The 12,371-nt window shown below is 59.2% G+C and carries 13 protein-coding genes; all 13 read left to right on the forward strand.

The window, feature by feature from the left end; genetic code table 11:
• Positions 1-157: 157 nt before the first annotated feature.
• The gene (gene alr, locus P2081_RS00540) at positions 158-1,195 is read left to right on the forward strand and encodes an alanine racemase (protein ID WP_278920929.1); all 1,038 of its coding nucleotides are present in this window, start codon (positions 158-160) and stop codon (positions 1,193-1,195) included.
• A complete protein-coding gene (locus tag P2081_RS00545; RefSeq protein ID WP_278920930.1) occupies positions 1,192-1,974 on the forward strand; it encodes an MlaE family ABC transporter permease in 783 nt (260 codons plus the stop codon). The genes alr and P2081_RS00545 overlap by 4 nt, the downstream gene beginning before the upstream one ends.
• A 23-nt stretch (positions 1,975-1,997) precedes the next feature.
• Entirely contained in the window at positions 1,998-2,744 is a 747-nt protein-coding gene (locus tag P2081_RS00550; protein WP_278921437.1) for an ABC transporter ATP-binding protein, read from the forward strand.
• Between the two features lie 288 nt (positions 2,745-3,032).
• Complete coding sequence (locus P2081_RS00555; RefSeq protein WP_438826519.1) at positions 3,033-3,476, forward strand: paraquat-inducible protein A; 444 nt, start codon at positions 3,033-3,035, stop codon at positions 3,474-3,476.
• 75 nt (positions 3,477-3,551) lie between these two features.
• Positions 3,552-4,919, forward strand: coding sequence for a DNA repair protein RadA (radA, locus tag P2081_RS00560; RefSeq protein ID WP_278920931.1), 1,368 nt, complete (start codon positions 3,552-3,554; stop codon positions 4,917-4,919).
• Positions 4,920-4,957: 38 nt separating this feature from the next.
• Positions 4,958-5,512 carry a CvpA family protein gene (locus P2081_RS00565; protein ID WP_278920932.1) on the forward strand — a complete coding sequence of 185 codons (555 nt, stop codon included), beginning with the start codon at positions 4,958-4,960 and terminating at the stop codon, positions 5,510-5,512.
• A gap of 405 nt (positions 5,513-5,917) precedes the next feature.
• Positions 5,918-6,604 (forward strand): Hint domain-containing protein, encoded by a 687-nt coding sequence (locus tag P2081_RS00570; RefSeq protein ID WP_278920933.1) that lies wholly within the window; start codon positions 5,918-5,920, stop codon positions 6,602-6,604.
• A gap of 239 nt (positions 6,605-6,843) precedes the next feature.
• Positions 6,844-8,364: an amidophosphoribosyltransferase gene (gene purF, locus P2081_RS00575; protein ID WP_278920934.1), complete on the forward strand. Its 1,521-nt coding sequence runs from the start codon at positions 6,844-6,846 to the stop codon at positions 8,362-8,364.
• Positions 8,365-8,547: 183 nt separating this feature from the next.
• A complete protein-coding gene (locus P2081_RS00580) occupies positions 8,548-9,090 on the forward strand; it encodes a DUF2199 domain-containing protein (RefSeq protein WP_278921439.1) in 543 nt (180 codons plus the stop codon).
• 416 nt (positions 9,091-9,506) lie between these two features.
• On the forward strand, positions 9,507-9,779 hold the full coding sequence (locus tag P2081_RS00585; protein ID WP_278920935.1) for a hypothetical protein: 273 nt from the start codon (positions 9,507-9,509) through the stop codon (positions 9,777-9,779).
• Between the two features lie 120 nt (positions 9,780-9,899).
• Positions 9,900-10,544: an SDR family NAD(P)-dependent oxidoreductase gene (locus P2081_RS00590; RefSeq protein ID WP_278920936.1), complete on the forward strand. Its 645-nt coding sequence runs from the start codon at positions 9,900-9,902 to the stop codon at positions 10,542-10,544.
• A 363-nt stretch (positions 10,545-10,907) separates the two neighbouring features.
• Positions 10,908-11,690, forward strand: a complete 783-nt coding sequence (gene surE / locus P2081_RS00595; protein WP_278920937.1) for a 5'/3'-nucleotidase SurE — start codon at positions 10,908-10,910, stop codon at positions 11,688-11,690.
• Positions 11,687-12,334, forward strand: a complete 648-nt coding sequence (locus tag P2081_RS00600) for a protein-L-isoaspartate(D-aspartate) O-methyltransferase (protein WP_278920938.1) — start codon at positions 11,687-11,689, stop codon at positions 12,332-12,334. Before surE ends, P2081_RS00600 begins: the two co-directional genes overlap by 4 nt.
• Positions 12,335-12,371: the final 37 nt, after the last annotated feature.

Below are 12,371 nucleotides of genomic sequence, written 5' to 3' on the forward strand. Positions count from 1 at the left end.
AACCAGCCAATATCCATCCTGTCGGCGGTCTTTTTTCCTGTGCAAGACCCTCGCGGATTTAAGAAACAAGCCGCAAGCAGCCGATCCTTGCCACAAGGCATAGAATTCCCCGCGAATTTCACTTGACCCCTGCCCCGCGCATGTCAAGAACAGGGGCATGAGCACGGGTAAACTGACAATCAATCTTGATGCGCTGGTGACCAACTGGCAAAATCTGAACGCGATGACCAACTGCGAGACCGCAGCCGTCGTCAAGGCAAATGGCTATGGGCTAGATGCAGGCCGCGTGGCCAAGGCATTGATGCGCGCGGGCGCACGTAACTTTTTTGTTGCAGCCGCCGAAGAAGGTGTGGCGCTACGCCGTGCTCTTGGCCCCGGCCCCGGCATTTCGGTGTTTTCCGGCCATATGGAAGGCGACGCAAGGCTGCTGAAAGAATTCCAGCTGGCCCCAATGCTGAACTCGCTGGATCAGATGCTGCGCCATTTTGAAACCCTGCCCGGCCATATCTTTGGCGTGCAGCTGGACAGCGGTATGAATCGTCTGGGGATGGAGCCCGCCGAATGGGCTGCAGTGCGGGATATCGCGTTGGGGCAAAACCCGGTTCTGCTGATGTCGCATCTGGCCTGCAGCGATGATGCAAACCATGCAATGAATCGTCAGCAATTGCAGTGCTTTCATGAGATGACAGACGGCATCGAAGTGCCGCGCTCGCTCTCGGCAACGGGGGGCATATTGCTGGGGCGGGACTATCACTTTGACCTATGCCGCCCTGGGGTTGGCCTCTATGGCGGCGCGCCCTATGACGATGCCCTGCCTGTGGTGCAGCTTGACCTGCCCCTGATCCAGACCCGTGAAGTGGATGCTGGTGAAACCGTGGGATATGGCAATAGCTGGACTGCGCCGGCTCCGCGCCGCATCGCCACTGTTGCCGCAGGCTATGCCGATGGGCTGCAACGTGCGCTGATGAATCACGGAATTTCGCTCTATGCCGGATCACAGGCCTGCCCGGTTGTGGGGCGCGTGTCGATGGATCTGATCACCGTTGATATCAGCGCGCTGGAAGAAATTCCCGCCAGCCTGTCATTGTTGAACGAGGCGCAGACGGTCGACCACCTGGCCGCAGCTGCCGATACCATCGGCTATGAGATCCTGACTTCGCTGGGCCATCGCTACGCGCGGACCTATCAGGGATGAGCCCGCTGTCTCTTCTGGCCCGGCTGGGCCGCCTCGCCCTGGGGGCGCTGGCTGCGGTGGGGCGGGTCGCGCTTTTTGCGATCAGCACCTTCACCCATATGCTGCGCCCGCCGTATTATCCGCGTGAATTTGCCCTGTCGCTGCTGCAGATCGGCTGGTTGTCGCTGCCAGTGGTTGGGCTGACAGCGGTCTTTACCGGCGGTGCCCTGGCCCTGCAGATCTACGCCGGGGGCGCACGTTTCAACGCCGAGGCGGTGGTGCCGCAAATCGTCGCCATTGGCATGGTGCGGGAACTGGGACCAGTGCTGGTCGGCCTGATGATCGCCGCCCGCGTGACCTCTTCTATCGCGGCCGAAATCGCTACCATGAAGGTGACCGAGCAAATCGACGCGCTCGTGACGCTCTCGACCAACCCGATGCAATATCTGGTCGCACCGCGGGTGCTGGCCGCCCTGATCACGGTTCCACTGTTGGTCGGCATCGGCGATGTGATCGGTATTGCCGGTGGCTATGCGGTTGCAGTGCATAACCTTGATTTCAACGCTGCCGCCTATCTGAAAAACACCGTCGATTTTCTAGAGCCTCTGGATGTGATTTCCTCTCTGGTCAAAGGTGCCTTCTTTGGCGTGATCGCCGCCACCATGGGCTGCTACTACGGCATGCAATCGGGCCGCGGCGCCCAGGGGGTTGGCAGCGCAACAAAATCCTCGGTCGAAGCCGCCGCCGTGCTGATCTTGGCAGCCAACTTTATCCTTACAGGGGTGTTCTTTTCGCTATGACCCAGGACCAATCCCCCCCACCGATGATCAGGATGGATGGCATCCACAAAGCCTTTGGCTCAAACCGCGTCCTGCGGGGCATGGATCTGTCGATTTCCAGGGGCTCTTCTATGGTAATCATTGGCGGCTCTGGCACCGGAAAATCCGTCGCACTCAAGAGCGTACTAGGCCTGATCAAACCAGACGCAGGCGCGATTTATGTCGATGGCAAGCCCGCCGGGTCCGGGGACCGAGATGCCTTTCTGGCGCGATTTGGCATGCTGTTTCAAGGCGGTGCACTGTTTGATTCCCTACCCGTCTGGAAAAATGTCGCCTTTCGCCTGCAACGCGGCGCCCTGAAACGCCCCGCCGACGAGGCGCGCGCGATCGCCATAGAAAAGCTGCGCCGAGTGGGCCTGAAATCTGATGTCGCAGACCGCTTTCCCGCAGAGCTGTCGGGGGGAATGCAAAAACGTGTCGGGCTGGCCCGCGCCATCGCCGCCGAACCCGAGATCATCTTTTTTGACGAACCAACCACTGGTCTCGACCCGATAATGTCCGGGGTGATCAATGATCTGATCCGCGAAATCGTCGTCGAGATGGGCGCCACGGCGATGACCATCACCCATGATATGTCTTCGGTACGTGCGATCGCCGACACTGTCGCCATGCTGCATGACGGCGTGATCAAATGGGTCGGCCCGGTGGCCGATCTGGACCAGTCCGGCGATCCGTATCTCGACCAATTCATCCATGGCCGCGCCGAAGGCCCGATCGAAGCGGTGCGGTGACTTCGCGGCAGTTTCCCCGGTACCTAGCCTCCCACAGGAGGCTAGCTTGACTTAGCTGCCGCGCAGGACCAATGCTGTGCCGCCTGGTCGTCCCGTTCGCCACAAGAAGGGAATGACACCAGAACTCGCCTGCAAGACCATGCTGCTGGCAAATCGCGGCTCCAAAAGAGACATCAAAAGCCGCAATCCCAGGACAGCGCATTGCGCAGCTCCTTGCCTTGGGAGCTGAACGCATCCTAGTTTCACAGGGAGATTCCCTAAGCCGCGAATGCCACAAAGAGATATCCTATGATCGCAGTTCGCCTTGCCACCCTCTCACTACTGATTCTCTACCCGGTGGCCTGGTTCGCGCCTTTGATGCGGGCTGGTCTCTTACCAATTTTTGGCCTTTCGGAAATCTCGGTTCTCACTGGATTGCAAAGCCTCTGGGGCAGTGACGTGTTCTTGGCCCTCACGGTCACCTTCTTTGCAATTTTTGCCCCCTATCTCAAAACTATCGGCTTGGCATTGATACAGTGGAACTTGTTAGATCCGCGCGCCCTCCCCGTTCTGCATGTCCTCGGTAAGCTTGCCATGGCTGACATATTTTTGATCGCCCTCTACATCACTGTCGCCAAAGGCGTCTCATATGCAACACTCGAAATCGCCTGGGGGTTATATATGCTCACAGCCTGCATTGTTACCTCTCTGGTTCTCGGCTTGATGGAGAACCGCAGGGAGAACAAGACATGACTTGGGGGGCCTTGCCCCCTCGCGCCTATGGCGCTCACCCCTTGAACAAACAAAGAACATAAGGCAGAAGGCAATATGGCAAAATCAAATACCTTCTCCTGTTCCGCCTGTGGCGCGAGCTTTTCCAAGTGGTCCGGTCGTTGCGAAGGCTGTGGTGAATGGAACACTATTGTTGAGGACAAGGGCCTGTCCTCGGCTGGGCCCGCTAAAAAGTCACTTGGCATTCGGCGTGGCAAAACCATCTTGCTGTCTGATCTCTCGACCGAAGAAACGCCGCCGCCGCGTGCCACTTGTGGCGTTGGAGAATTGGACCGTGTACTAGGCGGCGGCCTGGTAGCAGCTTCGGCGATTCTGGTTGGCGGCGACCCTGGCATCGGCAAATCCACATTGTTGCTGCAGGCGGCAGCGCGCTTTGCTGGGGCTGGCGTCAAAACGATTTACGTCAGTGGCGAAGAGGCTTCGGCCCAGGTGCGGATGCGAGCCCAGCGTTTGGGTCTAGCGCAGGCCCCCGTGAAACTGGCAGCAGAAACCAACCTGCGCGATATTCTCACCACGCTTGAGGCCGAAAAGCCGCAGCTGGCCATTATCGATTCTATTCAGACCATGTGGGCCGATCATGTCGACAGCGCCCCTGGTTCGGTCAGCCAGGTTCGTGCCGCAGCGCATGAACTGACAACCTTTGCCAAAAGCCAGGGCATTTCCATCATCATGGTAGGCCATGTCACCAAGGACGGCCAGATTGCCGGGCCGCGCGTCGTGGAACATATGGTTGATACGGTGCTGTATTTCGAGGGCGAGCGCGGGCATCAATTTCGCATCTTGCGGGCAGTTAAGAACCGATTTGGTCCATCAGATGAAATTGGCGTCTTTGAGATGACCGGCGCCGGGCTTGCCGAAGTCACCAATCCATCAGCCCTGTTCCTATCGGGGCGCGGCGAGCCCTCGCCTGGGTCAGTGGTCTTTGCCGGTATCGAAGGCACCCGTCCGGTCTTGGTGGAGATGCAGGCGCTGGTGGCCCCCTCGCCGCATTCGCAACCGCGCCGCGCAGTTGTCGGGTGGGATTCGTCGCGACTGGCAATGATCCTGGCGGTTCTTGAGGCGCGCTGTGGCATCCCTTTTGCCGGTTTGGATGTCTATCTTAATGTCGCGGGCGGCATGAAGATTACCGAACCCGCTGCCGATCTTGCCGTCGCGGCAGCGCTGCTCAGCGCCCGCGAAGATGTGGCGCTTCCGGCAGATACGGCAGTTTTTGGAGAAATATCGCTCTCAGGGGCGCTTCGACCTGCTCCACAGACCGAAAACCGGTTGAAAGAAGCGCAAAAACTTGGTTTCACCTCTGCAATAGCTCCAAGTGGTGGCAAATCCGTTTCGATCAGAGGTCTTGGCCTGCGCCAAGCTTCGGATCTTGCCGGATTTGTTGGCGAATTCTTTGGAGCCGGCTAGGGTTGCCGAAATAATTTACAGGCTAACGGGCGAGGGTCATGGAAGGTTTCACTATTATTGACGGGGTTGTGGCCCTGGTCATCATATTATCGGCGCTTCTGGCCTATTCGCGCGGCTTCGTGCGCGAGGCCATGGCGATTGCTGGCTGGATTGCCGCTGGCATCCTTGCCTTTATGTTTGCACCACAGGTGGAACCGCTGATGGCAGAGATCCCCGTGATTGGGGAGTTCATCTCTGACAGCTGTGAATTGTCGATCATCGCAGCCTTTGCCGCAGTCTTTGCCATCGCACTGATCGTGGTGTCTTTCTTCACCCCGCTGTTTTCCTCTTTGGTACAGCGTTCGGCCCTTGGCGGGTTAGATCAGGGGGCGGGCTTCTTCTTTGGGGTTCTACGCGGCATCCTTTTGGTGGCGATTGCCTTCTTCCTTTATAATGTGGTGATGACCGGCCAGAACTTTACCATTGTCGATGAAAGCCGTTCTGCCGTGGTGTTTGAGCGGATGATCGGCAAGATCGAAGATCGCAATCCCGAGCAGGCCCTGGGTTGGGTCACCCAGCAGTACGAGGCGCTGATCGGCACCTGCGAGAGCTAAGCCCGGTATCTGTCCGATAAGGTAGACCACCGGTAAGTACAGGGACAAAGCAAGGGCGCCTTACGGGCGCCCTTTTTTATCGCTTAATGCTCTGTGCAACCGCACAGGGGCCATAGTGATCACGATAGCTTTGCGCGGCCCGCCAATTTTTCAGGTCTGAAGAGCCGAAGAGAATCACTGCCTGATGAGTTGATTTAAAATAGGGCGAATTTTCGGAAATCTATTAATAAAGCCCAAACGCCCCATGGCGACCGGTAAACAAAACAGCGAAAAATCCGCTTTTGTCGCCTCAAAATGGCCCTGGCACGGAATTGGCCGCACCCCTGCCCCATTTTCGGCCCAATTCCGGGGCCAGATAGGATCAACACAGACGAACACGCCCCAGCGCTCAGAAGGAACGCCATCATGCTCCTGGATCATTTCAACGCTTTTGCCGATTTCCAACCTGTTGGACTTCTGTTGGATTTTCCCATGGTGTGCCGCGAAGCGGAAGCCCCAGCAACACCGCGCAGAAAAACCGGCGGCTTTCTGCCAGACACCCTGGTTGAGACCGATCGTGGCTTTCTACAGGCGCGTGATCTCAAGCCCGGCGATATGGTCTACACCTTTGATGGCGGCTGCCAGGAAGTCGTCACCCTGCGCCACGCGGTTCCACGCCTCACGACTTTGATGCATGTGCCTGCCGGGGCCCTTGGCAATGACTGCGACCTGCACCTGCCGGCCGATCAGATGGTTGCCCTTGAACTCGACGCGGTTGAACGTCTGTTCGGTGTGCCTCTGGCTTTGGTAAAGCTGATCTCGCTGGCTGGATATAAGGGTATCAAGCCCGAATGCCCCGAACGTCTGGGCCGTATTCACATCGAATGCGCCGAGGAAGAGCTGATCTGGGCCGAAAGCGGCATGCTGATGCAGGCTGGCACCGGTGGCCCTGATAGTGCCTTCAAAGAGCTGTCCCTGGCGGAAACCCGTCAAGTTCTGGCCAGCGAAGAGACCCAGCCCCTGACCGAGGCGGTCGAACTGGAAGACGAACTGGCCGGCGCGCCCTTCCCTGATCTGCTGAACGATCTGCTCGCCGCCGCCAAAGCGGCCTAAAGGCAGCCCCGCCCTGTGGTCAGCCGCACCCGGTTTCACTGATCTGCCTTGGCCCCTCTGTGCCTGTGGTTGCAGCGATATTCCTGCCATGGCGACCAGAACGGAAAATGACACAGCAAAACCCTGCTTTCTTCTGTATTCTACCAGCCATCCAAGCTAGGAAGCCTCAGCAGGGTCCAGGCAGCGTCCCGGCCTGCAGCAACCGAACAGCAACGCTACAGTGAAATTGGAGCCATTCAATGTGCGGGATTTTGGGGATCGCGAGCCGACAGGACGAGGTTTTTGCCGAACTTTATGACGGGTTGCTTATGCTGCAACACCGTGGGCAGGACGCCTCTGGCATTGTGACCTACAACGGCGAATTCTTTCGCGAGCGTAAAGCAAATGGTCTGGTCAAAGACGTGTTTAACGCGGCAGATGCAGAAACCCTGCGTGGCAAAGTTGGAATCGGTCATGTCCGTTATCCCACTGCCGGATCGCTGAGTGCCGCCGAAGCGCAGCCATTCTTTGTCAATGCGCCCTATGGTATCTATCTGGTACACAACGGGAATATTACAAACACGGCAGAACAGCGTGCCAAGGTCACCGCAAAATACAGCCGCCATCTGCGCACCACTTCGGATTCGGAAATCCTATTGAATGTACTGGCCGACAAGATCTCTGACTGCATCAAGGTCAACGGCACAGTCGATCCGATTCGCAACCTCTTTGCCGGGGTGAAGATGACGATGGAGCGTATCCAAGGCGCCTATTCGGTGATCTGCATGGTGGCCGGGGTTGGCATGCTGGCCTTTCGTGACCCGCATGGCATCCGGCCTCTCTCTATTGCCCGCCGCGACGCCGAAGGCGATAGCCACGACTATGCCTTTGCCTCTGAAGATGTGGCCTTTGGCATCAATGGCTTTGAAAAACTGCGCGACGTGAAGCCCGGAGAGGCGATTCTCATCGATCTTGACGGCAATATGCACAGCTTCCAAGCCGTCGAAGGCAGCCTGACCCCCTGCATCTTTGAATATGTCTATCTGGCACGCCCCGATTCGATGCTGGATGGCATTTCGGTCTACAAAACCCAGTTGCGCATGGGCCAAACCCTTGCCAAGCAGATCATCGAGGCCGATCTGGATATCGACTGCATTATTCCAGTGCCTGATTCTGCCCGTCCCGTAGCGCTGGAAGTGGCCAATTCCATGGGCATTCGCTACCGCGAAGGCCTGGTCAAGAATCGCTACATCGGCCGCACCTTTATTATGCCTGGCCAGGCCGAGCGGCAAAAATCGGTGCGCCGCAAGCTGAACGCTATCCCGCTGGAGATGAAGGGGCTCAATCTCTTGCTGATTGATGATTCCATCGTGCGCGGGAATACCATTCAAAAAATCGTTCAGATGTGCCGCGATGCAGGGGCCAAAAAAGTTTATATCGCCAGCGCCTCGCCGCCAGTGAAATACCCTAATGTCTATGGCATCGACATGCCCACCAAGCATGAACTGATCGCCGATGGTCGCACCACAGAAGAGATCCGCCAAGAGCTGGGCGCCGATGCGCTTATTTATCAACGTCTTGAAGATCTGGTCTGGGCCGCGAAAGAGGGCAACAAGGATATTGAAGCGTTTGATTGCTCCTGCTTTGACGGCAAATATGTCACTGGCAGTGTCAGCCAGGACTACCTGGCGGGGCTGGAGAGCAGCGGCCGGGTCAGCCAGAAAATCAAAGACATGCCCGCCCAGGGGGCATCCTGGAACAGCATGAAACAGGCCGACTGATCCACCGTCAGAGGGGGCGACATACGGGGGGTTTGAATTCGCGCCACAAGCAGGTTAAGACGACCCCAACGTCATAGGGGAGAGGCGCTGATCACACAGATCGGCGCCTTTCCTTTGTTTTGCTCTCTCGCCCGTGACCGGGCCACATGAAAGATCCGCCCTTTGGATGCCCATCTCGCCCGTATGCTGACCTCCTCGCGCCGTTGCCGTTGCTGCGGGGCGACCTTTGCGCAATTGCTCAGCCTCAGCTGCGACCGCCCGGATCTGTGCCCCGATGATCTTGTGGTGCAGGATAACTCTGCCATTCTGGCCCAGACGGGCGATGTGCTGACCGATGATTTTTGCCGCCTTGGCGATCTGCGTTTTGTGCGCGCGGTGCTGGCGGTGCCATTGGCCGACAGTGACGGGCAGGAATTCATCCTGGGCACCTGGGCCAATCTTGGGGTGGATGACTTTGACGCCTATCTTGATCTGCTGGATATGCAAGACACCGAAAGCCTGGGCAGCCGCCCGGCCTGGTTGTCCAATGCTATCCCGCCGGACAATACCAGCCCCGTTGCCTGCATGTTGCACATGCGCCCCGAAGGCCAATACCCGGAACTGCAGATTTCCGAAGCGAACCATCCGCTCTCGACGCTGCAGCACACCGGGGCCCAGTTGGAAGAACTGTTTGAGCTACTGCATACCTATGGGCATGACCTGGCGTCGCTGGTCTATGATTCTTAACCAGCCAGGTGTCGCCCAAACACCGCCAGCCAGCGGCTAGCCCCCCAAGACAGGCGAAAGCCCGCCACTGTGCCGCGCCTATCCGCAAGGCTCCGCCGACCTACGGCCCAGTGCCTGCGGTGCCCGCATTTTTGCCTCGTACTTTGCGCCCAGTCGGCCTATGCCAGCCTCGGCAGGTGCCACGGACCATTGGGCGCATGCCTGAACGACCGCCGCAGCTCTCTCATTGCTGCCTGCTTGCTGCCTGCGTAGGCCTCACCGGGTCTGGCTGGCGTTTTCTCCTGATTTGCCTGGCGAACTGGCCTGGCGCAACCGGCTCGGAGCAATAGGCCTGACTAAACTCACTCGCCCAGGTTTCTCTGGTCAATGCCTGCCTTGAAACCGCCATTTGCCACCGACCCAAACCAAAGATGACCATGACAAATTCCCTCACCTCTTCCAAAACGTCGGCGCGTGTCGCCCAGACGGCCACCCAGAATGCGGCACTCCCACAGCATGGCCTCAGCCTGCTGGGCCTGTTCGGTGCCAAGGACAACCTGCAAGCCATGGTGCGTCTGCCCAATGGCCGGATCAAAACGGTCTCTGCCGGTGCGCGCGTATCGTTTAGCCGTGTTCTGGGCATAGATGCCAATGGCATCGTGTTGGAAAAATCGGGCCATACCCAGCGCATTGAAATGCCCGGCAGCTAAGCTCCGGCCCGGCCGCCCTGGCCATTGGCGGCAGCTCTGCTTGCTGAAAGCGTCGCGCCATGCCCCCTGCGCCAGAATGGAGACTTGACCCTCTGCGCCAAGCGGATCACAAGGCTGTTCATGACACAGAAAATCGCTCTTATCACTGGCGCCTCCCGCGGTCTCGGGGCTGCCCTGGCCGAAGCCCTGGCCCCCACGCATCACATCTTGGCGGTCGCCCGCACCACTGGCGCGCTCGAAGAGCTGGATGATCGGATCCAGGCGGCAGGCGGCTCTGCCACCCTGGCACCGATGGACATCACCCAGCCCGAGGCCATGGCGACCCTGTGCCGCGGCATCCATGATCGCTGGGGTCAGCTTGACCTCTGGCTGCACAGCGCCATCCATGCCGCGCCGCTCAGCCCTGCCCCCTCGGTGGCGGTAAAGGACTGGACCAAATCCATTGCGATCAACGCCACGGCCCCTTCGGTGCTGATCCCCTATGTGGCACCGCTGCTCGGTCAGAGCGGCCGGGCCGTTTTCTTTGATGACCCGCGGGCGGGAGAAAAATTCTTTGGCGCCTATGGTGCCAGCAAAGCCGCCCAGATGGCTTTGGCCCGCAGTTGGCAGGCGGAAACGATCAAAACCGGCCCCAAGGTCAAGATCCTGACGCCCCAGCCCATGCCTACCGCCCTGCGCGCCCGCTTCTTCCCCGGCGAGGATCGCGCCCCCTTGAACGACTGCCAGGCCGAAGCCGCCCGCCTGCTGCCGCAGATTCTGGCCTAAGTCGGTAGCCCCGGGTGCAAGCCAACCGATTTGCCCCCGGCATGCCAAATCACGCGACCGCAGGCGGCAGCCTGCCCGGCCCAAGGGGAGAGGGGCTTTGCCAAAAGCCCTGATCCGCGCAGGAACCCCCGCTTTTTATGCTCATATGCACTGCCTGCCCCTGATCTTGACGCGCAGCGTACCCTAACCGCCAAGGTCAGGCGCCTAAATCTCGGCCCAACGCCCCAGGCAGAGCTTCTATCGACCCGGACCTGTGGCACAGCTACCCAAGCTGCCAGCAGATCCTTCCTCTGATTGGGCCGAAACACTTGCCCCCTTTGATGCCAATGCCTATTCAGATCAAAACAGCGACCAGGGGACAAAATGCGCATTCTCATCACCAATGACGACGGCATCAGCGCCCCCGGCCTTGCGGTGCTGGAACAGATCGCCCAGACACTGGCCGGCCCCTCAGGCGAGGTCTGGACCGTCGCCCCCGCGTTTGAGCAATCCGGCGTTGGCCATTGCATCAGCTATACCCGCCCCTCCATGCTAAGCCAGCTGGGGCCAAGGCGCTTTGCGGCCGAAGGCTCTCCGGCGGATTGCGTTCTGGCCGGCATCCATGTCGCCATGCAGGATGTGCGCCCCGATCTGGTCTTGTCCGGGGTCAACCGAGGCAATAACTCGGCGGAAAATGCGCTCTACTCCGGCACCCTTGGCGGCGCGATGGAGGCTGCTTTGCAGGGCATTCCCGCCATGGGGCTCTCGCAGTATTATGGCCCGCTGAACAAAGATATCGACAACCCGTTCGAGGCCGCGGCCCAGCATGGTGCCGAGGTCGTCCGCAAGATCCTGGCAGCAGAGCCGCAGGATCAGCAGGATTACCGGCTGTTTTATAACATCAACTTTCCGCCTGTCCCCGCCGCATCCGTCAAGGGCACCCGCGTTGTGCGCCAAGGCTTTCGCCGGGGCAGCCATTTCTCGGCGCAGGAACAACTCTCGCCGAATGGGCGGCGCTATCTTTGGATCAAGGGCGGCGACCAGCATATCCAGACCGCCCCCGATAGCGATGCCAGCGTCAACCTGGAAGGCTATGTCTCTGTTACCCCAATGCGCGCCGATCTAACCGCCCACGAGATGCTCGACGGGTTCAAAGAGATCGAATGAGCAGCCCTGACCCGGAAACTAAGATGCAGTTTCTCTTTGCCCTGCGCTCGCGCGGCGTGACCGATACCAAGGTGCTGGAGGCGATGGAGCAAATTGATCGCGGCCCCTTTGTGCGTGGCATTTTCTCAGATCGCGCCTATGAGGACACGCCGCTGCCGATTGCCTGTGGCCAGACCATCTCGCAGCCCTCTGTGGTGGGGTTGATGACCCAGGCGCTGCAGATTTCGCCGCGCGACACCGTCCTGGAGGTCGGCACCGGTTCCGGCTATCAGGCGGCCATCCTCGCCAAGCTGGCGCGCCGGGTCTATACCATCGATCGTCATGCCCGCCTGGTGCGCGAAGCCCGGATGATCTTTGAGGCGCTGCAACTGCCTAATATCACCTCGCTGGTTGGCGATGGCAGCTTTGGCCTGCCGGATCAGGCCCCCTTTGATCGCATCATTGTCACCGCCGCCGCCGAAGATCCCCCCGGCCCGCTATTGGCGCAACTCAAACCCGGTGGCATAATGGTGGTGCCGGTTGGCCAGTCCGATACAGTGCAAACCCTGATCCGGGTCCGCAAAACCGATGATGGGCTTGACTATGACGAATTGCGCCCGGTACGTTTTGTGCCCCTGCTCGAAGGTTTGGGCAAAGACACCTGAAAAACAGGCAAAGCCGCGCCGATTTGAACAGGACGTG

The organism is Pseudophaeobacter profundi, from assembly GCF_029697505.1.
In the GTDB taxonomy this organism is placed as follows: Bacteria; Pseudomonadota; Alphaproteobacteria; order Rhodobacterales; family Rhodobacteraceae; genus Pseudophaeobacter; species Pseudophaeobacter profundi.